Below are 23554 nucleotides of genomic sequence, written 5' to 3' on the forward strand. Positions count from 1 at the left end.
TCGCCTATGCGTCGGGGCAAGCGGCGATTGCGATACGCCCGCGACCGGGCTGGCGGACGCCCGCTGGCGCGCATGCACCTGTCGTTCCGGCGTGCGCGGAGCCGTGCGCGGGCGGTTCCCATTGCGAATCTAGGACCGTGGCCGCGACGATGCGTTGACGGACATCAATTCCGCGCGGAAGGGGCACGCAGCATGGCGGCTCGGTCCGGCTAGCAGTCGGCGAAAACGATACCGACGCACGAGACCGACGGCGTGCTTGACGCACGTCAAGCGCCACGGCCCGGCGCTCCGCGAAGATGAATCGCCGTAACCGGCAGGAGACGCGGCGTGGAGCATCATGCGGAAGTGTTGCGGGGCGGGCGATGGACGCTGTCGGCGCCAGGCTGGCGGGATGTCGTCGCGACGCTGCTCGTGTTCGGCTTCCTGATGCTGCTCGGCGCGGCCGCGCGCCAGATGACCGGCCCGCTGACGATCGAGCACCAGCCTGCGATCTCGCTGTCGCCCGCAGCGCTGCCCGGCTATACGCTGCGCACCGTGGCGCGGATGTTCGCGGCGCTCGTCGCGTCGTTCGCGTTCACGTTCACCTACGCGACGGCCGCAGCCAAGAGCCGCCGTGCGGAAATGGTGCTGATCCCGTTGCTCGACGTGCTGCAATCGGTGCCGATCCTCGGCTACCTGTCGTTTACCGTCGTGTTCTTCCTGTCGCTGTTTCCGGGCAACATGCTCGGCGCGGAATGCGCGGCGATCTTCGCGATTTTCACGAGCCAGGCGTGGAACATGGCGTTCAGCTTCTACCAGGCGCTGCGCACGGTCCCGCTTGACCTGGACGAGGCGAGCCGCAGCTTCCGGCTGTCCGCATGGCAGCGCTTTTGGCGACTCGAGGTGCCGTTCGCGATGCCCGGGCTCATCTGGAACACGATGATGTCGATGTCGGGCGGATGGTTCTTCGTGGTCGCGTCTGAAGCGATCGCGGTCGGCAGCTTGCAGGTGAACCTACCGGGGGTGGGCTCCTATGTCGCGCAATCGATCGCGCATCGCGACCTGGTCGCGGTGGGTTGGGCGATCGTCGCGATGAGCGTCGCGATTGTGCTGTACGATCAATTGCTGTTCCGGCCAATGGTGGCTTGGGCGGACAGGTTCCGCTACGGCGACACGGCCGTCCAGGTCGCGCCCCGTAGTTGGGTGCTCGAACTGTTCCAGCGTTCGCCGTGGGTCGGGCGCGTGCGTGCGCCGATCGGCGCCGTGCTGCACCGGGCGGCGCGCGCGCGGCTGACGCCCGGCGGGTTCCCATGGCGGCCCCGCATCGCGATGCCGCGGCGCGCGGGCGACTTGCTTCGGCTCGCGCTATGCGGCGCGGCAATGGCCTATGCGGCGATCTCGCTCGTCCGGTTCGGCCGCGCGACGCTGTCATGGACGGACCTGGCCGTCGTCGCGCACGCAGGATTGCTCACGCTGGCACGCGTGACGGTGCTGATCGTGCTGGCGTCGCTGATCTGGGTGCCGATCGGCATCGCGGTCGGCCTGCGCCCGACGCTGACCGAGCGCGTGCAGCCCGTCACGCAGTTCCTGGCTGCGTTCCCGGCTAACCTGCTGTTTCCGGTCGCGGTGTTCTGCATCGTGCGCTTCGGGCTCGATCCGCGTATTTGGCTGTGTCCGCTGATGATTCTCGGCACGCAGTGGTACATCCTGTTCAACGTGATTGCCGGCGCGAGTGTGTTTCCGGCCGACATGCGCGAAGCGGCGGAAAGCTTCCGGGTCCGGCCGCGCGCATGGTGGCGTCAGGTGATGCTGCCTGGCGTCTTTCCGTATTTCGTGACGGGTGCGATCACGGCGTCCGGCGGCGCATGGAACGCGAGCATCGTCGCGGAGGCGGTCAGTTGGGGGGGCACGCGCCTCACTGCCGGCGGCCTCGGCGCGTACATCGCGCGGATGACCGATGCCGGTGACTATCCGCGCATCGCGCTCGGCGTCGCGGTCATGTCGATGCTCGTGATCGCGATGAACCGGCTGGTGTGGCGCCCGATGTATGCGTTCGCGGAACGCCGCACGCGGCTGGATTGACGACCGACTACCGGAGGCATTCATGTCGAACCTTGCCGGGCATGAAGCATCGACCGAGGCCGCGCCCGCCGTGGACGTGGGCGCGACCGTGCTCGAACTGGAGGCCGTGTGCAAATCCTTCGCGAAGCCGTCCGGAGAGCCGCTGCGCGTGCTTGCGGACATCGACCTGACGCTGCGCGAGGGCGAGATTCTCGGCCTGCTCGGCCGCTCGGGGTCAGGCAAGTCCACGTTGCTGCGCATCGCCGCAGGCCTCGTCAAGCCGACGTCGGGTACGGTGCGGTATCGGGGCCGGCCGCTCGCCGGCCCGACGGACGGCATCGCCGTCGTCTTCCAGACGTTTGCGCTGTACCCGTGGCTCACCGTGCTCGAGAACGTCGAGCTCGGCCTCGATGCGTTGAGCGTCGCGCCGGACACGGCGCGTGAGCGCGCGATCGCCGCGATCGAGCTGATCGGCCTCGACGGTTTCGAGTCGGCGTTTCCGCGCGAGCTGTCGGGCGGCATGCGCCAGCGGGTCGGCTTCGCGCGCGCGCTCGTCAGCGAACCGACGCTGCTGCTGATGGACGAGCCGTTTTCGGCGCTCGACGTGCTGACGGCGGAGACGCTGCGCACCGATTTCCTCGATCTGTGGGGCGCGCGCCAGCTGCCGATCAAGGCTGTGATGATGGTCACGCACAACATCGAGGAAGCCGTCCTGATGTGCGACCGCATCCAGGTGCTGGGCACCGGTCCGGGGCATGTCGAGGCGACGCTGCGGGTCGGCCTGCCGCATCCGCGCAACCGGCGCGACCCGGCCTTTCAGGCGATCGTCGGTGACATCTACGCGGCGCTGACCGCGCGCATCGCCGACGCGCACGACGGCCAGGGCGCAACCCGCGGCGGCCTGGCGATGCACCTTCCCGACGTGTCGAGCCACCATCTCGTGGGCTTCATCGAAGCGCTTGCCGCCGGGCCGCACGACGGTCACGCGGAACTCGGCAAACTGGCGTCGACGCTCGCGCTGCGGATCGACGCGCTGTTTCCGCTTGCGGCGGCGCTGCACATCCTGGAATTCGCCGAATGGCGCGAGCGCACGATCCGGCTGACTGCAGCGGGCCACGTGTTCGCGCGCAGCGGCGACGACGAACGCCGGCGTCTGTTTCGCGAGCATCTCGTCCAGTTCGTGCCGCTTGCCGCGCATGTCGGCGAAGTGCTGGACGAGCGCGAGGGCCACCGCGCGCCGCGCGAGCGCTTCGAGCTGGAACTGGAGGACCATCTCGATCAGCGCAACGCGGACCAGGCGCTGCGCGTCGTGATCGACTGGGGACGCTATGCGGGGCTGTTCGACTACGACGACCACACGCGGACCTTCGGCCGCTGACCGCAGTGAGGCAAGGACATGACCTCACATACGCATCGCACGCATCGCTCGGGATGGTTGAGGGCGGCCGTGCTCGGCGCGAACGACGGCCTGCTGTCGATGTCGAGCCTGATGGTCGGCGTCGCCGCGGCCCGATCGCATCCGCGCGAGATCGTCACCGCAGGCGTGGCCGGGCTCGTGGCCGGCGCGTTGTCGATGGGTGCCGGCGAATACGTGTCGGTGAGCGCGCAGGCGGACATCGAGCGTGCCGACATCGATGTCGAACGTCGCGCGCTGCGGGAAGACTATGAAGAAGAGCTCGCCGAACTCGCGCGTATCTACGCGCAGCGCGGGCTGGAACCCGCGCTCGCCCGGCAGGTGGCTCGGCAGTTGATGGATCACGATGCGCTCGCCGCGCATCTGCGCGATGACGTCGGCATTTCGGACGCGTTGTCCGCGCGCCCCGTCAGGGCGGCGCTGACGTCATGCGCGAGCTTTGCGGCGGGCGCGGCCGGCCCGCTCGCCGCCGGCTTTGTCGCGCCGCAGCCGCGAGTCATCGAGAGCGTTGCGGGCGTCGCGCTGATCGCGCTCGCGGTGGTCGGCGCCGTGTCCGCCAGACTGGGCGGTGCGCCGGCGTGGCGCGGTGCGCTGCGCGTCGTCGCGTGGGGCGTGCTCGCGATGGCGGGCACGGGCCTGGTCGGCGCGCTCTTCGGGGCCGTTGTGTGACCACGGCGCCGCGCGCCTCGGGATCGAATGATCTGACTCAACGCGCGTCCGGCGCACTCTGCAAGGATGATCAAGTAGTATTGCGTGAGGTGCATCGTGACCGTCCGGTCGATCGTCTGCCAGTTCCTGCTATCGTTTGTGCCGTCGCCTGTGCTCGGCGGTGACGTCACGCCGCTGCCGCGGCGCGTGCTGATCCTCGTTTATCACCGGTTCGCGAGCGAACGGGCAGATTCGATGACGGTGCGTACGAGCACGTTCCGCGATCAGCTGCAAGCAATCGACGCGGCCGGCTACCGCATCGCGCTGCTCGCCGACGTCGTGCGCTGGCATGCGGGCGAAGCTGGCGCGGTTCCGGCACGCGCTGCCGCGATCACGGTCGACGACGGCCATCGCTCCGTCCATGACGTGCTGCGCCCGAACCTCGCGCGACATCCGGTGTCCGTCACGCACTTCATCTATCCGACGGCGATTTCCAACGCAAGCTGCGCGATGGCGTGGGCTCGACTGCGCAAGCTCGCCGGATCGGGCGAATTCGACATCGAGTCCCATACGTACCGGCATCCGAATCTTGCGACCGAGCGCGCTCGGTGCATGCCGGACGATTTCCGGCGCTTCGTGTCCTGGCAATTGAGCTGCTCCCGCGATCGGCTCGAGACCGAAACCGGCAAGCCGGTCCGGCTGCTGGCCTGGCCGTTCGGCATCCACGACGTGGAAACGGAGCAGCTTGCCGCTCGCGAAGGCTGCGCCGCCGCGTTCATGGTCGATGCGTGGCCGGTGCGCGAGACCAACCCGCCGATGGCGTTGCCGCGCGTCCTGATGACCGATGCATGGGGCGCGCGTTGCATGGACGGCCTGCTGCGCACCGCCGGAGGCGCGCATGGCTAATCGCGCGATCGTGTGGCTCGTGCTGCTTTTCGCTGGGCTGACCGGGCTGACCGGGCTCGCCGCGCATGCGGCGACGGTGACGATCACGGTCGTCGACGCCGCGAGCGGCCGCCCGCTGGCCGGCGCGATCGGCTACGCGGCGGGCGAGGGCCGGATCGCCGACGCCGCCGGCAAGTTCACGGTGTCGGCGGACGGCAGCGGGGCGAACGTCAGCGTGCGGACGCCGGGCTACGCGCGCGCGGAGATCACGCTGGACGGACACGACGTCGCGCGCACGGTCCGCATGACGGCGCTGCGCCCGAAGGCCGTCTATCTGTCTGCTTACGGCGTAAACGACCGCGCGCTGCGCGATGCGGCGCTGGCGCTGCGGGGCAAGACGGCCATCAACGCGCTCGTGATCGACGTGAAGGACGACAGCGGGATGACGCCTTACCGCAGCCTCGCGCGTCAAATCGCCGGCGCGGCCGACCCGGTTCCCGGCGGCGAGCGGCGCCCGGCAGCCGACCTGCCGGCATTGCTCAAGACCTTTCATGCGCGCGGCCTCTACCTGATCGCGCGCATCGTCGTGTTCAAGGACGACTCGCTCGCTCGCGCGCATCCCCAATGGGCCGTGCACGATGCCGCCGGCGAGGTCTGGCGCGACCGCGAACAGCAGCGCTGGATCAATCCGACCGAGCGCGCCGCATGGGAACACATCTACGACGTCGCGGAAGAGGCCGCCCGAATGGGTTTCGACGAGATCCAGTTCGACTACCTGCGGTTTCCGGACGCCAACGGCCTGCGGTTCGGCGAGGCCAACACCGAAGCCAACCGCGTGGCGGCAATCACGGGTTTCCTGGCGGGGGCGCGCGAGCGCCTGCAGCCCTACAACCTCTACGTGTCGGCGGACATCTTCGGCTACGTCTGCTGGAATTTCAACGACACCGCGATCGGGCAGCGGCTCCAGACGTTCGGGCAGGTCGTCGACTACATTTCGCCGATGCTGTATCCGTCCGGGTTCACGTGGGGATTGCCGGGCTGCCGAAAGCCCACCGACCATCCCGGCGAGATCATTTCTCGGTCGCTGGAGGAGGCGAAGCGTCGCACTGGCCCCGATGGCGTGCGTTTTCGGCCATGGCTGCAGGCGTTTCGCGACTATGCGTTCGATCATCGGGTGTTCGATGCCGACGAAATCCGTGCGCAAGCGGATGCGGCCGACGCCGCGGGCACAGACGGGTGGATGCTATGGAATCCGCGCAATCGCTACGAGCCGGACGCGCTGCCGCGCTGACCGGAATGCTGCTGGCGCTCGTGCTGGCGTCGCCGGCCGCCGATGCCGGTGCGGCCGAACACGCGGCGGCGCTTCGCGACGCGGACCGGCAGGCGGCGGTCACGGTCGCCGCCGCGATGGCGTCGGAGATCGCGGATCGCCATGTCGCCGGCGTGGTGGTCCTCGTCGGCGACGCCGAAGGCGTCCGCTATCGGCTCGTAAGCGGCATGCGTACGACAGCGCCCGTGCCGGAAGCGATGACGGCCGACACGATCTTCGATCTCGCGTCGCTGACGAAGGCCGTCGCCACCGCGACGGCGATCCTTCAGCTCGCCGAGCGCGGCAGGCTGGCGCTCGACGCGCCTGCCGCCCGCTACTGGCCGGCATTCGCCGCGCACGGCAAGGACGGCATCACGGTCCGGCAGCTGCTCGCGCATACGTCGGGCCTGCCGGCCGGCGTGTCGTCGGCGCGGGCGCTGCGCTCCCGCGCGGCGGTCCTGGCCGACGTCGAGGCGATGTCGCCGATCACGCCGCCGGGCGCGCGCGTGGTCTACAGCGACATCAATTACGTCGCGCTCGGCGAAATCGTCGCGCGCACAAGCGGCGAGCCGCTGGACGCATGGTGCATGGCCCACGTCTTCGCACCGCTCGACATGCACGATACGCGGTTCAGGCCCGGTATCCTTGCACGCCCGCGCATCGCGCCCACGAGCGCGCGGCAGGAGGGTAGCGCGCACGCGCGCGTGAACGACCCGATCGCGGCGGCAATGGGCGGCGTGTCGGGCAACGCGGGGCTGTTCTCCACCGCGGACGATCTCGCGCGCTTCGCGCGCATGCTGCTGCATGACGGCGCACTCGACGGCCGGCGCATCCTACGGCGCGACAGCGTCTCCGTGCTGCAAACGCCGGCGACGCTCGATGCCGAAGGCGACGCGCGCACCGCGGGCTGGGCGCTGCAGCCGCCGCTCGTCGCCAACCGCTACCGGTTGCCAGCGGCGGGCGCGATCGCTCATCTCGGCTATACGGGCACCGGTCTGTGGATCGACTTCGTCACCCGCCGCTTCGTCATCGTGCTGACGAGCCGCCTGTATCCGGACGCGACGGGCGATGCGCAGCCGTTGCGCGCACAGGTGCTGGGCATCGTGTCGAGCCGCACACCGCCGGTATCGGGCGCGCAGATCGCCATGCGCGTGCCCGCGATGGCGGCGGCCGTCGCGCAGGCGGCGCGCCTGCCGGCGTCGACGGGCAAGGTGCTGGTCGGCATCGACGTGCTCGCGGCGACCGGATTCGCGGCCGTGGCCGGCAAACGCATCGGCGTCGTCACGAACCGCAGCGGCTTCGATCGCGAAGGCCGACGGACGATCGACCTGCTTGCGCAGGCGCCCGGGGCACGGCTCACGGCGATCTTCGCGCCGGAGCACGGCATCGATACCGATGTCGACACGACGTTCGGCGATACCGTTGACGCGCGCACGAACGTGGCGGTCCGCAGTCTTTACGGCGAACGCCGGAGGATTGCGCCGGCGGCGTTGAAGGACGTGGACGTGCTCGTCTTCGACCTCCAGGATGCCGGCGTGCGATTCTTTACCTACATCGCGACACTCGGCTACGCCCTCGAAGCCGCCGCGGCCGCGCACATCCCGGTCGTGGTGCTTGACCGACCGAATCCGCTTGGCGCGGACCTTGCCGGCGGACCGGTATCGGACCCCGATGCCGAAACCTTCACGAACTATTATTCGCTGCCGCTGGTGCACGGCATGACAGTCGGCGAACTGGCGCAACTGTTCAATGAGCGGCGCCGGATCGGCGCGAAACTCGTCGTCGTGCCTATGCAGAACTACCGGCGCGCGATGCGCTTCGACGACACCGGGCTCGGTTGGGTGCCGCCATCGCCGAACCTGCGCGATCTTGACGCGCTGTCGCTGTATCCGGACGTCGGCCTAGTCGAAGGCGCGGACGTCAGCGTCGGGCGCGGCACCGCGACCCCGTTCGGCGTGGTCGGCGCGCCTTGGATCGACGGCCGCGCGCTTGCCGATGACCTCAGCACGATGCACTTGAATGCGACTTTCGCGCCGGCCCGGTTCGTGCCGACGGAGGTCCCCCATCGCGGCGCGCTGTGCGAGGGTGTTCGGATCGCGCGAACGCCGGGGCGCTCGCAGCCAGGGGCGCTTGGGCTCGCGCTGGCGTTCGCGCTGCATCGACGCTATCCGGACCACTTCCGGATCGACGCGATTCGCGCGTCGGTCGGTTCGCGCGTCATCGCCGAGATGCTGAACGACGGGCATCCGCTCGAGGAGATCGAGAAGGCCGTGGGTACGCAGAACGCCGCATTCGCGCGCGAGCGTGCAACGTATCTGCGGTATTGATGCATCGCGGATGCCATCGTCGCCCCTTGCCGCAACGCATGCGCATGCAGCCGCCAGGCCAGGCCATCGCTTGGGCGGCCGTACGGCCGCCCGGAATCCATCGAACGTCGCTAGGTCAGATCGAAGCTGCGGAGGGCGTGCTTTCATGTGATCCGCATCCGACTTTTGCGGATCGCGTCGCGACGAGAAACTTCCCGGTCAGCATGTATGCGGCCAGCATCACGCTCACAGCCGCCGCGTGGGCGGATTGTGCAAACAAGCCTCGACCCGTTCGCTTCTTCCCGCCCACCCATGATTGATCTTCATCAATTCGCCGCAGTATGGCGATGTCACGCTTGCCTTCATCGAGGACTATCCGTGCCGCACGATGAACGCGCTGCTTCAGCGTGCGGTGCAACGCCCTCGTCGTGAGACAGTTCGACAGGGGATTGGCCATGAACTGGCGGCCTGAATTTGCGCAATGCACGCGTCCCCTATCGCTCTCGCGTCGGGCGTGTCCATCGTTCGTGCTCGGCCCGGAAGGCCCAATCGCCATGTCGGCCTATTGGCCGCCATCTCCGGGTGTCAGCGCGATCTACACGCCAGCCGAACGAATCACGCGCGGCGAGCGAACCGGTGACTTGCCGGCCCGCTCCGACACGGCAGGCCCGCTCGAGACGCACACTGGCGGGCCTGGGGTGAGCGGCGAGGCTGCGGCGTTTTTCCGTGGAATCGCGAGCTACGCACCGTCGTCCTTCAATCCCGATTTCCTCGTGGCGATTGGCGGCGATATACCTCTCCTGCCGGTGTCTTCGCCGCACGGCGTGCCTGGGTTTTCGGCCCGCGTACCTGAAGCTGCCGAAAGATCCGGCCGCTGGGGACCGCATGGCCTACCGTGGGTATTCCAAGTCCATCTCAGCATTTAACGCCGCGTAGCCGTTTCCATTTCCGTCAACGCGCCAGGGAGAAGCGTGATGACTGACGAGATCAAGCATATTGTCTGGTTCGATGACCTGCGGCGTGGGGACGTCCCGCGTGTCGGCGGCAAGAACGCGTCCTTGGGCGAGATGGTCGGCAACCTGTCCGCGCAAGGCGTGAGGGTGCCACCCGGATTCGCGACGACGGCCGATGCGTATCGGCGCTTCATCGACGCGAACGGATTGCTGCAGATCATTCGGGGTGCACTCGACGAATTCGACGCGCACAAGGTATCTCTGGCGGAAGCGGGCGCGTCCATCCGTCGTGCAATCCTGCGCGGCGAATGGCCGGCGGACATCGCCGACGCGATTCGAAGCGCGTATGGCGCACTGTGCCGGCTTGCCGCGCAAGAGAACGTGGATGTAGCCGTACGCTCGAGCGCCACGGCCGAGGATCTCGCGGATGCCAGCTTCGCGGGCCAGCAGGAAACCTATCTCAACGTGCGCGGCGAGCGCGCGTTGCTCGATGCCTGTCGTCGTTGCTACGCGTCGCTCTTTACCGACCGGGCAATCAGCTATCGGGCGGAGAAGGGCTTCGATCATCTGCAAGTCGCGCTGTCGATCGGCGTGCAGCGCATGGTGCGATCCGATCTCGGCGGCGCGGGCGTGATGTTTTCGCTGGACACCGAGACCGGCTTCGACAAGGTGGTGCTGATCAGTGCGGCGTGGGGCCTTGGTGAGAATGTCGTGCAAGGCACAGTCGACTCCGACGAGTACGAGGTGTTCAAGCCGCTGCTCGGCGAGCCGTCGTTGACACCGATCATCGGCAAGACCCTCGGCGAGAAGGCGTACAAGATGATCTATGCACGCGATGGCGACGCGCCGACCCGTAACGTACCGACGTCGAAGGCCGAGCGCGTCGCCTTCGTGCTGTCGGACCCCGAGATTCTGACGCTCGCGCGCTGGGCCTGCGTGATCGAGGCGCACTACGGCCAGCCGATGGATATCGAGTGGGCAAAGGACGGCGCGAGCGGCGAGCTGTTCGTCGTGCAGGCGCGCCCCGAGACGGTACAGTCGCGGCGTGAGGCGAGCGCCGTGAAGACCTATCGCATCGGCAAGACCGGCCGCAGGCTGCTGTCGGGCACGAGCGTCGGCGAGGCCGTCGCGACCGGCAGCGTGTGCGTGATCGACAGTGCGCGCGACATCGCGCGTTTCGTCGACGGCGCGATTCTCGTCACGCAGACGACCGACCCCGACTGGGTGCCGATCATGCGTCGCGCCGCGGCCATCATCACCGATCACGGCGGCCGTACTTCGCATGCGGCGATCGTGAGCCGCGAGCTCGGGTTGCCGGCCATCGTGGGCACAGGAAACGCGAGTCACGTGCTTCACGACCAGCAGGAGGTGACGGTGTCGTGTGCGGAAGGCGGGGAGGGATTCGTCTACGAAGGTATCGCGGAATACGAAATCGAGGAGATCGATTTCAACGGCATTCCCGCCACGCGCACTCAGGTGATGCTGAATCTGGCGAACCCCGCTGCGGCATTCCGCTGGTGGCGAATTCCCGCTGACGGCATCGGGCTGGCGCGGATGGAATTCGTCATCAGCAACCACATCAAGGTCCACCCGATGGCGCTCGCGCGCTATGAAGGACTGAAGGACGAGGAAGCCAGGCAGGCGATCGCGGCGTTGACGGCAGGCTACGAAGACAAGACCGCGTACTTCGTCGACCGGCTCGCGCGCGGCTTGGCGCGCATCGCGGCGGCGTGTCATCCCGATCCGGTCATCGTGCGCATGAGCGACTTCAAGACCAGTGAGTATGCGCACCTGATCGGCGGCGCCCAGTTCGAGCCGCAAGAGGAAAACCCGATGCTTGGGTTCCGGGGCGCGTCGCGCTATTACTCGCCGCGCTACCGGGACGGTTTCGCGCTCGAATGCCGCGCGATCGTGCGTCTGCGCAACGAAATGGGTTTCGGGAACGTGATCGTGATGATTCCGTTTTGCCGCTCCACTAAGGAGGCCGATCGCGTGCTGGAGGCGTTGAGCGAGAACGGACTGAAACGCGGCGACGCAGGTCTGGAGGTTTACGTGATGTGCGAGATCCCGTCGAACGTGATTCTCGCGAAGGCATTCGCGAAGCGCTTCGATGGGTTTTCGATCGGCAGCAACGACCTGACGCAGCTCACGCTCGGCGTCGATCGCGATTCGGCGGAGCTTGCGGAGCTCTTCGACGAGCAGGATGACGCCGTGAAATGGATGATCGCCAGTGTGATCGAGGCGGCACACGAGGCGGGCGCCAAAGTCGGCCTGTGCGGACAGGCGCCGAGCGATCATCCCGAGTTCGCGGCGTTTCTCGTTGCATGCGGGATCGACTCGATCTCGGTGAGCCCCGACAGCTTCATCGCGGTCAAGCGGCGTGTGGCTGCCGCGGAACGAGACGTAGAGGACGAACAGGCTGGGCACGCGCCCGAAGCCGGCGCGGCCCGTGTCGGTCCCGCGCGAACCGGTAAATAGGCCGGGCCGCGGCGCTTGTCGGCGGCGGCGCGCCCTGAATCGCGAGGCGAGTCTTGAGCCGAGCGACGTTGTCCTCATGCACGACGTCCGGGCACGTGACGGGGAGCCGGGTTTCGCATTCGATATCGACGATCGCGTCGCGCCCGAGTTTTTCTCCACGCGGATGGTCGAGCGCCAACTTTCCCTGTGCCTTCGGCGTGTCGCGTCACGCGAGATCGATGCCGCTGGCGTCCGCCAGCGTGCCGGCCGAATCGGCCGCGCCGACGACGGTCGCTCCTCTCCGTGCGAGGAAGCGCGCCGCGTGGCGGCCTACTGCGCCGTATCCATGGATCGCGACGCGGGCGCCGGCGAACTCGAACCCGCAGTGCGGCGCAGCGCTTTCCGCCACATGCGCGATGTCCCGGCCGGCGGCGCCGATCCGGGACGGTGGGATATCGATTCGACGCCATGACGAGTACGGTTGCTTGTCAAATGCCGGGAATACACGATAGAGCCGCCCGGATCTCGCAGGGTTGCGGTAGAGAAACGAAAAGCGCGCGATGGCGTCCGGCGCGTTGAGAACGGATGCAGGCTCGGGGCCGGGAACCGCGTTTGTCGGTTTTTCATGCCGGGATCAACCTTGCGGGCTTCCTCAATGAGGGAAGTACCCCGGCCGTACATCGTCGGAAAGTCGACCTGCATCCGACCGGGAGCGACCGGCCGCACCATGCGTGCCAGCCATCCCGACGGGGTCTGGCGAGGTGAGGCCGGCCGGATTCCGTCCCGGTTTCGGTTGGGAAATCGCGATGGTCGACGAGGCTGGCCTGCTCCACGTGGAGTGGTTGATGCAGGTCAAAAAGTTCAGGCACTTTCTACTTAGCCTTGATACGAGAAAGGTGTTCGGCACCTTCTTGTTGGAACTCGCGAGTTCAAGGATGAAGGCCACTCCCGGCAGATGGCTGGAACCGGGTGCCGCCGCGAGCCACTCGGTTACCCGCACCGCTTCATTCTCGGCGTGCCACAATGAAAGCGCATTCGTCTACGCAAGTGCATCCGGTTGCGGTCGACCGGGCAGGGGTTCAGACGCTGATTGACGTGCTCGCCGGAACCGGCTACCGGATAATGGGGCCGACCGTTCGTGACGGGGCGATCATTTATGACGACGTGGCTTCCGTCGACGATTTTCCCGTTGGCTGGACCGACCGACAGGATGCGGGGCACTATCGCATCGAGCGGCGCGATGACGAAGCCCTGTTCGGATTCGCGGTCGGGCCGCATTCGTGGAAGCGCTTTCTGCATCCTCCGATCGAGCGCCTGTTTGCGGCCGTCGATACCGATATCGGCGTCAGCATCGTGCCCGGCGCGGACGAATCGCGCAAGCTCGCGTTCATCGGCGTACGAGCGTGCGAATTGCACGCCATCGCCATTCAGGATCGCGTTTTTTGTGAAGGCCGCTACATCGATCGGCGCTACGCTCAGCGCCGGCGTGATGTGTTCATCGTCGCGGTCAACTGCAGCCAGGCGGGCGGGACGTGCTTTTGCGCGTCCATGGGAACCGGACCGGCGGTCGATTCCGGTTTTGACCTGGCGTTGACGGAGTTGCCGCCCGCCGCCGGCGAGGACTTTGTCGTCGAGGTCGGCAGCGACGCGGGGGCAGCGCTTGTCGAGGGCATTCCGCACCGCCCCGCGACCGCCGCGCACCTCGACGCGGCGCGGGCGGTGGTCGAGCAAGCGTCCGGCCAGATGGGACGCGCGATGCAAACCGACGGTATCAAGTCGCTTCTTCAGGACAACCCGAATCATCCGCGTTGGGATGACGTCGCGGATCGATGCCTGAGCTGCGGCAATTGCACGATGGTATGCCCGACCTGCTTCTGCACGACCGTCGAGGACCATGGCGATCTCGCGGGAACGCAGGCCGAGCGCGTGCGCAAATGGGACTCGTGCTTCACGCTGGATTTCTCTCATCTGCACGGCGGCAGCGTGCGTCACACGGCGGCGGCCCGCTACCGCCAATGGCTGACGCACAAGCTTGCGAGCTGGATCGACCAGTTCGGCACGTCGGGTTGTGTCGGTTGCGGACGTTGCATCACCTGGTGTCCGGTCGGTATCGATATCACGGAAGAGGTTGCGGCAATCCGGGGCTCATCCAGGGCCGCGCGGGAGGAGCCGGATGGAAGGGCTTGAGCACATTCTTGCAGAGCATCCGTTCTTTGCCGGCTTCGACGCGCGGCATCTTGAAATCGTTCAGGGCTGCGCGCGCAATCGCCGTTTCGAAGCAGGCCAGTATGTCTTTCGCGAGGGCGAGCCCGCGGACGAGTTCTTCCTGATCCGTCACGGCCGCATTGCACTGGAGATTTCCTCTCCCGGACGCAAGCCTGTCATAGTCGAGACCATCGGCGTAGGCGAGATCGTGGGCGCCTCCTGGCTCATTCCTCCCTATCGATGGATGTTCGATGCGCGGGCATTGGACTTGACCCGGTTGATCGGCATCGACGCCGCATGCCTGCGCGAAAAGTGCGAGCGCGATCACGATTTCGGCTATCAGATGATGAAGCGCTTCTTGCCGATCCTCGCGCAGCGATTACATGCCACCCGTATGCAGATCCTGGACGTCTATGGAAAGCACTGATGCAGCCGGCGCGCCGCCCGACGATCCGCTCGTGCCAAGTATTTACCGTGTCGCGCGGCGGCATCGGGAGCTTCGGGATACCGCCACGCTCGAGATCGTGCCGTTGTCGGGCACGCGGGCGCCGATCGCATCCGGGCAGTTCAACATGCTGTACGTGTTCGGAATTGGCGAGGTGCCGATCAGCACGAGTGGCGACCCGGCGAACGATGCAACGTTCATGCACACGATCCGCGAGGTCGGCGCGGTCAGCCGCGCACTCGCCGGGCTCTCGCCGGGCGCAACCCTCGGCGTGCGCGGGCCGTTCGGCGTCGGCTGGCCGATCGACGCCGCAGCCGGCACGGACGTCGTGATCGTGGCGGGCGGGCTCGGACTCGCCCCGCTGCGGCCGGCGATTTACGAAATCATGGCGAGCCGCAGGCGGTTCGGCCGGGTCGCGATTCTGTTCGGTTGCCGCCATCCTCGCGAAATCCTCTATCGTCGCGAGCTCGAACGATGGAGCCGGTATCTGGACATCGAAGTCGACGTGACCGTGGATCATGCGGATGCCGGCTGGCGCGGCAACGTCGGCGTCGTGCCCGCCTTGATCGCGCGCGCGGCGTTCGATCCGCGCGAGGCAACGGCATTGGTCTGCGGACCGGAGGTGATGATGCGCTTTGCAGTCGCCGCGCTGAAGGAAAGAGGCGTGTCCGACGATCGCATCTACCTGTCGATGGAGCGCAACATGAAGTGCGCGGTCGGCCACTGCGGCCACTGCCAGTTCGGCCCGACGTTCGTCTGCAAGGATGGCCCGGTCATGCGGTACGACGCGATTGCCCGCATCTTCGCGGTTCGGGAGATCTGACGTGGGTGAGCGACGTCGTCCGCGGCTTGCTGTCTGGAAATTCGCGTCATGCGACGGCTGTCAGCTGTCGCTGCTCGACTGCGAGGACGAGCTTCTGGCTCTGGCTGATTCCGTCGATATCGCGAGCTTCCTCGAGGCATCGAGTACCGTTGCCGGCGGCCCCTATGACCTTTCGCTCGTCGAGGGTTCGATCACGACCGCGCACGACGCGAAACGCATTCGGCAGGTGCGTCGGCAATCGAGGTATCTCGTCACGATCGGCGCGTGCGCCACGGCGGGCGGGATTCAGGCTTTGCGCAATTTCGCCGACGTGAACGAGTTCGTCTCCATGGTCTATGCGTCGCCGCAATACATCGAGACGCTGGCGACATCCACGCCGATTTCCGAACACGTTCCGGTTGATTACGAACTGCAAGGCTGCCCGATCGACAAGGGACAACTTCTCGACGTGATTGCCGCGTTCATCGTGGGCCGCAAGCCCGCGATCCCCGCTCACAGCGTCTGCATCGAATGCAAGACGCGCGGCGCCGTCTGCGTTCTGGTGCAGGGCACCCCTTGCCTCGGCCCCGTCACGCACGCCGGCTGCGGCGCGCTTTGTCCGTCGTTCCGGCGGGGCTGCTATGGCTGCTACGGCCCGATGGAGACGCCCAACACGCCCGCGCTGGCGAACGAATGGCAGGCGCGCGGCGCTGCGCCGCGCGACATTCGCCGGGCGTTTCGAACATTCTATGCGGCGGTGGAGCCGTTCACGAGCGAGAGCGAGCGTCATGCCGAATAAGACGCGGACGATACACGTCGATTATCTCGCGCGCGTCGAAGGGGAAGGCGCGCTCGACCTGCGCATTCGCGGCGATCGCGTCACGTCAGCCCGGTTGCGAATCTTCGAGCCGCCCCGTCTGTTCGAGGCGCTGCTCAGAGGGCGCGGCTATGCCGAAGTGCCCGATATCGTCGCGCGAATTTGCGGAATCTGTCCGATTGCGTATCAGATGAGCGCCGTTCACGCGATCGAGCGCGCATTCGGCGTCGAGGTCGGCGGGCAGTTGCGCGCGCTGCGACGGCTGATCTATTGCGGCGAGTGGATCGAGAGCCATGCACTGCATGTCGTCATGCTGCACGCGCCGGATTTTCTCGGCTTCCCGGACGCGATTACGATGGCCCGCGCACACGGCGACGCGGTGCGGCGCGGCCTCGCGTTGAAAAAGGCCGGCAATGCAATGTTGCGCGTGCTGGGCGGCCGCGAGATTCATCCCGTCAACGTCAGGGTCGGCGGTTTTCACTGGGTGCCCGGGCGCTCCGACCTCGCGCCGCTCGCGGCGACCCTCGAGGAGGCACGCGAAACGGCCGTCGAGCTCGTTCGGTGGGTCGCGACGTTCCCGTTCCCCGATTTCGAGCGCGACTACGAGTTTGTCGCGCTGCGCCACCCGGACGAATACCCGCTCAATGAAGGCCGTCTGATGTCGAGCCGCGACATCGACATCGACGCCAGCGCGTTCGAAACCGAATTCGAGGAACGGCACGTCGCCCATTCGACGGCACTGCACGCGCACGTCAAGCGACGCGGCGCATATCTGGTCGGGCCGCTCGCGCGCTACGCGCTGAACTTCAACCGTCTGCCCGATTGGGTGCGCGAGCTCGCGCGCGACGCCGGGCTCGGCCCGGTGTGTCGCAATCCATTCCGCAGCATCGTCGTGCGGGCGCTCGAAATCGTCTTTGCGTGCGAGGAGGCGCTCAGGCTGATCGCCGCATACGAGCCGCCCGAGCAAGCCGCGCTGCCTGTCGGGCCGGTCGCAGGCGTCGGTTGCGGGTGCACCGAGGCGCCACGCGGCATCTGCTGGCACCGGTATGCGTTCGACGCTGACGGCACGATTCGCGAAGCACGCATCGTCCCGCCGACGTCGCAAAACCAGCCTAGCATCGAAGCGGATCTCGCCGCGCTGGCGGCGCCGCTCGTCGACGCGCCCGACGACGTCATCCGCGATCGGTGCGAGCGCGGGATTCGAAATCACGATCCGTGCATCTCGTGTTCCGCCCATTTCCTCAACTTCACGGTGAAGCGAACATGACGGGCACGATCGAACGGCAGGTCGGGCGACCCGCGATCCGCAGCGTGCGGGTCATCGGGGTTGGCAATCCGGACCGCGGCGACGACGGCATCGGTTGTCTCGTCGTGAAGCGGCTCGCCGGCCGCTTGCCGGCCGACGTCTCGCTGCTGACGCGCGGCGGCGACGTGATGGATATCGGCGACGACATGGCCGATATCGACGCATTGGTCTGCATCGACGCTGCCGCGCCGGCGGGCTCGCCAGGCCGGGTCAGCCGGATCGATCTGGCAGAGCAGGCGCTCGAGCAGGACGCGTCGTTCTCGTCCAGTCACGGGCTTGGCCTTGCGGAGGCGATCGCGCTGGCCGAAGCGTTGGGTACCGCGTCGCGGGACATCGTGATCTATGCGATCGAAGGTGCATCGTTCGTGCACGGCGCGGCAATCACGCCTGAAGTCGCCGCCGCTGCGGACGATGTGGCTGATCGGGTCGTCGCAGAGGTGGACAGGCTCAGGCGACGCATGAAGGAGGGCTCGAGCGATGCATGAAACAGGATTGGTTCGCGATCTCGTGCGAAGAATCGCCCACGCGGCCCACGAAGCGGGCGCGGACGGCGTGAGCGACGTCCATGTGTGGATAGGCGCACTGGTGCCGTTTTCCCAGGAGCATTTCCGCGAGCATTTCGAAGAGGAAGTACGCGGGACGCCCGTCGAGGGTGCCGCGCTCCATATCGAATCGTCCGATGATGTCGGAGACGCGAATGCTCAGCACGTGATGCTGAAGCGGGTCGGTCTGCGCGTACCGTCTGACGGACAAGACGCGCCATGATGGCGGACTTCCTGCGCGCGGCCGGTGAGGCCGGCGTTCCCCGGCGTTTGCGCATAATGGCCACCGGTGAGGTGCAGGGCGTCGGATTCCGGCCGTTTGTCTATCGGCTCGCAACAGGCGAAGGGCTCGCGGGCTTCGTGCGCAATACCTGCGACGGCGTGTTGCTCGAGGTCGAAGGCTCGCGGCCCGCGCTCGCGCGCTTCGTCGAGCGACTCGATTCGGAAGCCGCGGCCCCCATGCACATTCGCGACCGGCAGATCCGCGAGATTGCATCGCAAGGCGGAGACGTCTTCGAAATCGCACCCAGTACGCGAGAGGCCGGACGTCTGCCGGTCATCCTGCCTGACCTTGCCGTCTGCGCGGATTGTCTTGCCGAGATGGCCAATCCGGACGACCGTCGTTACCGCTATGCGTTCACGACCTGCATGCACTGCGGCCCGCGCTTTTCGATCATCGAAGGGGTTCCGTACGATCGGGGACGCACCACGATGCGGCAATACGCGATGTGCGACGCGTGCCGGGCCGAGTACGACGATCCCCGCTCGCGGCGCTTTCATGCCGAGACCAATGCGTGCCCGCGATGCGGTCCCGGGCTGACGCTGTGGGACGCCGACGGGCGGCAGAGGGCGACCGGGCAACAGGCGCTGCACGAAGCGGCAAACGCGCTGCGTAAAGGTGAAATCGTCGCGATGAAAGGCCTCGGTGGCTTTCAGTTGCTTGTCGACGCGCGCGGCGAACCGGCGGTGCGCCGTCTGCGCATGCGCAAAAACCGGCCGACGAAGCCGTTCGCGATCATGGCGCCGTCGTGCGACGCAGTCATGGCACTCGCCGACATGGACGCCGTGGAGCAACGGTTGCTGTCCTGCGCCGCTGCTCCGATCGTTCTGCTGCGCTCGCATGCGCACGCCGGACTGGTCGCGCCAAGCGTCGCGCCCGGCAACGCGTGGCTCGGCGTCATGCTGCCTTACACACCTTTGCATCATCTTCTGATGGGCGAACTGGGCTTTCCGATCGTTGCGACGAGCGGCAACCGCGGCGGCGAACCGATCGTCGCTGGCGAGCACGAAGCACTCGAACGCCTCGGCGGCCTGGCTGACTGCTTTCTCGTGCATGACCGGCCGATCGCGCACCCCGTGGACGATTCGGTCGTCCGCGTGATCGCAGGCGAGCCGGTTGTGTTGCGGCATGCACGAGGCTATGCGCCGCTCGACCTTGCATCGGGCGATCCGGAAGGAAGCGACGCCGCCGCTTGCATCGCGCTCGGCGGACACGGGAAGAGTGCCGTCGCTGTCTCGTCGGCGGGCCAGGTCGCGCTCGGCCCTTACATCGGCGACCTCGCCGCAAGCGCTGCGCGCGCGGCCTTCGCGCGATCGCTTGACGCAATGGCGGCGCTGTACGGCGTCGCGCCTATGATCGCCGCTTGCGACACGCATCCCGACTACCACAGTACGCGCTTCGCCGAGCGTGGTCCGACTCGAGTGCTGCACGTTCCCCATCACGTTGCGCACGTGCTCGCCGGAATGGTCGATAACGGTCTTGACGAGCCCGTGCTCGGCGTAGCGTGGGACGGCAGTGGAGACGGCGGCGACGGGACCGTCTGGGGCGGCGAATTTCTCGTGATCGACCATTGCCGATATCGTCGCGTGGCACATTTGCAACCGTTTCGCTTGCCAGGCGGTGACGCTGCCGCACGGGAGCCGAACCGGTCTGCACTCGGCGCGTTGCACGCGATATATGGCGGAGCGGCGTTGTCGATGACAAACGTTCGCCCGGTTGCCGCTTTTGCGGCCCGCGAACGCCGGTTGTTCGCGGCCATGCTCGGACAAGGCATCCATTCGCCCTGGACATCGAGCGCCGGGCGACTGTTCGATGCCGCCGCAGCCATCATCGGGCTATGCGCGCATTCGAGCTTTGAAGGAGAGGCCGCCATCGCACTGGAAGGGGCCGCGATACGCGCGGCGGGTACGCACCCGCTCGACGCGCCCTTGCTGCGCGAGGAGGAGGGCGCATGGATCGCGGACTGGCGTCCGATGCTTGCGGCGCTCACGGACGCCGTCGGGGAACGTGTTCCCGCGGAAGCGCTCGCGCGCGCATTCCACGATGCCCTCGCATGCGTTGTCGTCGCTGTCGCGCACCGGATCGGTATTCGTTGCGTATTGCTGACCGGCGGGTGCTTCCAGAATGCGGTGCTCGCGGGCAGCACCCTTTCGCGGCTTCGGGCCGCCGGATTCGACGCAAGGTGTCATCGCCGCGTGCCGCCCAATGATGGCGGATTGGCCGTTGGACAGGCGGCGTTCGCAGCGCGGCGCATGATCGAGGAGAAATGCTGATGTGTCTTGCCGTTCCGGGAGAACTTCTCGGCATCGACAATGCCGATGCGCTGACGCGTCACGGACGTGTTGCGTTCGGCGGCATTGTCAAGCAGGTGAACCTTGCCTACGTTCCGGACGCTCGCCCGGGAGACTATGTGCTAGTTCACGCAGGTTTCGCGATCGCCGTGATCGATGAAAACGAGGCATCAAGGATGCTTGACGCGCTCGGCGCCCTCGATTCCGAGGAGCCGCGCCCGTGAAGCACATCGACGAATGGCGCAGCGCCCCCGCGGCACGCCGCTGGGCGGCGGCAATCGCGCGAATCGCGACACGTCCATGGACCATCATGGAGATCTGCGGCGGCCAGACACACGCGATCGTGCGCTACGGAATCGACCGCATGCTTCCCGATGGCGTATCGCTGTTGCACGGACCGGGATGCCCCGTCTGCGTCACGCCGGCGAGCGTCATCGATGCCGCCATCGTCATCGCGAGCCGGCCCGGCGTCACGTTGTGCTCGTTCGGCGACATGGTGCGCGTGCCGGGCGGGCGTGGCAGCCTGCAGAGCGCCCGTGCACTCGGCGCGGACGTCAGGATCGTCTATTCGCCGCTGGATGCGCTGAACGTTGCGCGAAGGGAGCCTGAGCGCGACGTGGTGTTCTTCGCGATCGGATTCGAGACAACGGCACCTGCTACCGCGATGGCCGTGCTGCAGGCCGAGCGAGAAGACATCGGAAATTTCTTCTTGCTGACGTCGCACGTCCTCGTGCCGCCGGCGATCGAAGCGATTCTCGGCGACCCGGCGAACGGCGTGCAGGGCTTTCTCGCGGCCGGGCATGTTTGTACCGTCATGGGATATACGGAATACGAGTCCATTGCGCGACGTCATCACGTCCCGATCGTCGTAACCGGCTTCGAGCCCGTCGATCTGCTGCAGGGCCTTTACCTGTGCATTCGCCAGCTCGAAGCCGGCAGGGCCGAGGTCGAGAACCAATACAGCCGCGCGGTGCGCCGCGACGGCAATCGCGTGGCCCGCGACGCCATCTCGACGGTGTTCGTGCCGCAGTCGCAATGCTGGCGCGGCATGGGCAGCATCCCCGCGAGCGGACTTGGGCTTGCACCTGCGTATCGGCGCTACGACGCGCTCGAGCGATTCGGCGACGGCGCGCCGCTTCCAGAGCGCAACGGGGAATGCATTTCGGCCGAACTCCTGCGCGGCCGCAAGAAGCCGGGAGAGTGTCCCGCGTTCGGCACGCGCTGTACGCCGGAACATCCGCTTGGCGCAACCATGGTGTCGTCGGAAGGGGTCTGTGCCGCCTATTATCGCTACCGGTGCGCAGCGCCGACGCCTGTCGCAGGCACGATCGGCGATATGCATCGTGACGAGAGGAAATCGACATGAACGAGCCCTCCGGTTTCTCGCCGGCCTGCCCGGCGCCCGTCGGTGCCCGTGACATCGTCGAGATCGGACATGGCGGCGGCGGGCGGCTCATGCATCGCCTCATCGACGACGTGTTTCGCCCAGCGTTTGCCTCGGGCCCGCTCGACTTCACGCACGACGGCGCGACGCTAGAGTTCGGGCGCAACGTCGGGCATTTGGCGTTCACGACTGATTCGTACGTCGTGCGTCCTCTGTTCTTCCCCGGCGGCGATATTGGATCACTGGCTGTCAACGGGACGGTCAATGATCTGGCGATGTGCGGTGCCGAGCCATGCTATCTGAGTGCGGGATTCGTCATCGAAGAAGGTTTCGGCATGGACGAGCTGCGCAGAATCGTCGAATCGATGCGCAATGCAGCGGCGAGGGCAGGGGTGCGAATCGTGACGGGGGACACGAAGGTCGTCGAGCGCGGCAAGGGCGATGGACTTTACATCAACACATCGGGCGTGGGTGTGATTCGTTCCCGCACCCCGATTGCACCGCGGCATGTCCAGCCTGGGGACGCGGTGATCGTGTGCGGCGATATAGGACGGCATGGCATCGCAGTCCTCGCAGTGCGAGAAGGGCTGGAGTTCGAGACGGCAATCACGAGCGATTGCGCGCCGCTTGCGGACTCCGTGCGCTCATTGATCGCGGCGGGGATCGAGATTCATTGCATGCGCGACCTGACACGAGGCGGGCTCGCGACCGCCCTGATCGAGATTGCGGAGGCCGCGAATCTCCTGATCGAACTCGACGAGACCGCGATCCCCATTAGCGACGCGGTACGGGGAGCCTGTGAAATTCTCGGGCTGGATCCTCTGTACGTGGCAAACGAGGGCCGATTCGTTGCACTCGTGCCGGCCGCGCACACAGAATCAGCGCTGGCGTGCCTCAGGTGCTTCAGTCGCGACGCCGCCGTCATCGGGCGTGTCGAGCGCGCCCGACAGCCTGATGTGCGTCTGCACACGATAGGCGGAGCGCGCAATCTGGACATGCTAAGCGGGGAACAGTTACCGCGAATTTGCTGACCGGGCTACAAGCAGTTTGATCGAAAAGAAGCGACTGCTTCGGCTGAAACCTGAAATCGGACATTCGAATTCGCGTGCCTGGACGCATGACCAGTTGGGCAAAAGCGGATCGCTAGGCAGCGAAAATTCCACGCCCGGCTCACGACTCATCATCATGCCGCGCCGCGCGACGATCCGATCGTGGAGGTCGACATTGGTCTGGCGCGCGTCGGCGAAGGTTCTTGAAACAGCTTCTGCTGGGCAGTTTGTTGGAGCGTTGCGTCGGATTCATGTAGATCCCTCCGCTTATGCCGTGACTGCTGCAGATTTGTCGCCGCCGCCATGCCATGTTTGAGGCGGCTTTGTGTACCACGTGAACAGGTCGACGCGGATCGCGTGTCCGATCCGGTGGACGGGGTAGTCGCTTTTCTCGAGCTTTTGCGCGTCACCGGGCGCGTTG

20 protein-coding genes are annotated in these 23554 nt (G+C 66.7%); 18 read left to right on the top strand and 2 right to left on the bottom strand.

Annotated features, from left to right (window positions below):
* Positions 1–327 precede the first annotated feature (327 nt).
* The 6 genes from WS78_RS33965 to WS78_RS33990 all read left to right on the top strand — a co-directional run bounded on the left by WS78_RS33965 (position 328) and on the right by WS78_RS33990 (position 8623).
* Positions 328–2061 carry an ABC transporter permease gene (locus tag WS78_RS33965; protein WP_059583915.1) on the top strand — a complete coding sequence of 578 codons (1734 nt, stop codon included), beginning with the start codon at positions 328–330 and terminating at the stop codon, positions 2059–2061.
* A gap of 22 nt (positions 2062–2083) precedes the next feature.
* Positions 2084–3418: an ABC transporter ATP-binding protein gene (locus WS78_RS33970; RefSeq protein ID WP_059584007.1), complete on the top strand. Its 1335-nt coding sequence runs from the start codon at positions 2084–2086 to the stop codon at positions 3416–3418.
* Positions 3419–3436: 18 nt separating this feature from the next.
* Positions 3437–4123 (top strand): VIT1/CCC1 transporter family protein, encoded by a 687-nt coding sequence (locus WS78_RS33975; protein WP_059583918.1) that lies wholly within the window; start codon positions 3437–3439, stop codon positions 4121–4123.
* A gap of 96 nt (positions 4124–4219) precedes the next feature.
* A complete protein-coding gene (locus tag WS78_RS33980) occupies positions 4220–5008 on the top strand; it encodes a polysaccharide deacetylase family protein (RefSeq protein WP_059583920.1) in 789 nt (262 codons plus the stop codon).
* Positions 5001–6278 carry a putative glycoside hydrolase gene (locus WS78_RS33985; protein WP_059583922.1) on the top strand — a complete coding sequence of 426 codons (1278 nt, stop codon included), beginning with the start codon at positions 5001–5003 and terminating at the stop codon, positions 6276–6278. Before WS78_RS33980 ends, WS78_RS33985 begins: the two co-directional genes overlap by 8 nt.
* Positions 6233–8623, top strand: coding sequence for an exo-beta-N-acetylmuramidase NamZ domain-containing protein (locus tag WS78_RS33990; protein WP_059583925.1), 2391 nt, complete (start codon positions 6233–6235; stop codon positions 8621–8623). The genes WS78_RS33985 and WS78_RS33990 overlap by 46 nt, the downstream gene beginning before the upstream one ends.
* Positions 8624–8738: 115 nt before the next feature.
* On the opposite strand, the gene WS78_RS36795 is transcribed toward WS78_RS33990, so the two are convergent.
* Entirely contained in the window at positions 8739–9059 is a 321-nt protein-coding gene (locus tag WS78_RS36795; RefSeq protein ID WP_156432452.1) for a hypothetical protein, read from the bottom strand.
* 517 nt (positions 9060–9576) lie between these two features.
* Here WS78_RS36795 and ppsA point away from each other — a divergent pair.
* Complete coding sequence (gene ppsA, locus WS78_RS33995) at positions 9577–12033, top strand: phosphoenolpyruvate synthase (protein ID WP_059583928.1); 2457 nt, start codon at positions 9577–9579, stop codon at positions 12031–12033.
* Positions 12034–12238: 205 nt separating this feature from the next.
* Here the strand turns inward: ppsA and WS78_RS38450 are convergent, their stop codons facing one another.
* Positions 12239–12421, bottom strand: coding sequence for a Rossmann-fold NAD(P)-binding domain-containing protein (locus tag WS78_RS38450; RefSeq protein ID WP_059608716.1), 183 nt, complete (start codon positions 12419–12421; stop codon positions 12239–12241).
* A gap of 614 nt (positions 12422–13035) precedes the next feature.
* Between WS78_RS38450 and WS78_RS34005 the strand changes: the two genes are divergently transcribed.
* From WS78_RS34005 to hypE, 11 genes are read left to right on the top strand one after another with little or no spacing between them, the layout of a single operon-like run.
* Entirely contained in the window at positions 13036–14199 is a 1164-nt protein-coding gene (locus WS78_RS34005; RefSeq protein ID WP_059583934.1) for a 4Fe-4S dicluster domain-containing protein, read from the top strand.
* Positions 14186–14644, top strand: a complete 459-nt coding sequence (locus tag WS78_RS34010) for a cyclic nucleotide-binding domain-containing protein (RefSeq protein ID WP_059583937.1) — start codon at positions 14186–14188, stop codon at positions 14642–14644. Before WS78_RS34005 ends, WS78_RS34010 begins: the two co-directional genes overlap by 14 nt.
* Positions 14631–15485, top strand: coding sequence for an FAD/NAD(P)-binding protein (locus tag WS78_RS34015; RefSeq protein WP_059583940.1), 855 nt, complete (start codon positions 14631–14633; stop codon positions 15483–15485). The genes WS78_RS34010 and WS78_RS34015 overlap by 14 nt, the downstream gene beginning before the upstream one ends.
* Before the next feature lies 1 nt (position 15486).
* Positions 15487–16263, top strand: a complete 777-nt coding sequence (locus WS78_RS34020) for an NADH-quinone oxidoreductase subunit B family protein (protein WP_059583942.1) — start codon at positions 15487–15489, stop codon at positions 16261–16263.
* Positions 16253–17548, top strand: a complete 1296-nt coding sequence (locus WS78_RS34025; protein WP_059583945.1) for a Ni/Fe hydrogenase subunit alpha — start codon at positions 16253–16255, stop codon at positions 17546–17548. The genes WS78_RS34020 and WS78_RS34025 overlap by 11 nt, the downstream gene beginning before the upstream one ends.
* A complete protein-coding gene (locus WS78_RS34030; protein WP_059583948.1) occupies positions 17545–18072 on the top strand; it encodes a hydrogenase maturation protease in 528 nt (175 codons plus the stop codon). Before WS78_RS34025 ends, WS78_RS34030 begins: the two co-directional genes overlap by 4 nt.
* Positions 18065–18352: a hydrogenase/urease maturation nickel metallochaperone HypA gene (locus WS78_RS34035; protein WP_059583950.1), complete on the top strand. Its 288-nt coding sequence runs from the start codon at positions 18065–18067 to the stop codon at positions 18350–18352. Before WS78_RS34030 ends, WS78_RS34035 begins: the two co-directional genes overlap by 8 nt.
* Complete coding sequence (gene hypF, locus WS78_RS34040) at positions 18349–20682, top strand: carbamoyltransferase HypF (RefSeq protein WP_197419437.1); 2334 nt, start codon at positions 18349–18351, stop codon at positions 20680–20682. Before WS78_RS34035 ends, hypF begins: the two co-directional genes overlap by 4 nt.
* On the top strand, positions 20682–20924 hold the full coding sequence (locus tag WS78_RS34045; RefSeq protein WP_059584010.1) for a HypC/HybG/HupF family hydrogenase formation chaperone: 243 nt from the start codon (positions 20682–20684) through the stop codon (positions 20922–20924). The genes hypF and WS78_RS34045 overlap by 1 nt, the downstream gene beginning before the upstream one ends.
* Positions 20921–22066: a hydrogenase formation protein HypD gene (hypD, locus tag WS78_RS34050; RefSeq protein WP_059583954.1), complete on the top strand. Its 1146-nt coding sequence runs from the start codon at positions 20921–20923 to the stop codon at positions 22064–22066. The genes WS78_RS34045 and hypD overlap by 4 nt, the downstream gene beginning before the upstream one ends.
* A complete protein-coding gene (gene hypE / locus WS78_RS34055; protein ID WP_059583956.1) occupies positions 22063–23115 on the top strand; it encodes a hydrogenase expression/formation protein HypE in 1053 nt (350 codons plus the stop codon). The genes hypD and hypE overlap by 4 nt, the downstream gene beginning before the upstream one ends.
* Positions 23116–23554: the final 439 nt, after the last annotated feature.

The sequence above is a fragment of the Burkholderia savannae genome (genome assembly GCF_001524445.2).
Lineage (GTDB): Bacteria > Pseudomonadota > Gammaproteobacteria > Burkholderiales > Burkholderiaceae > Burkholderia > Burkholderia savannae.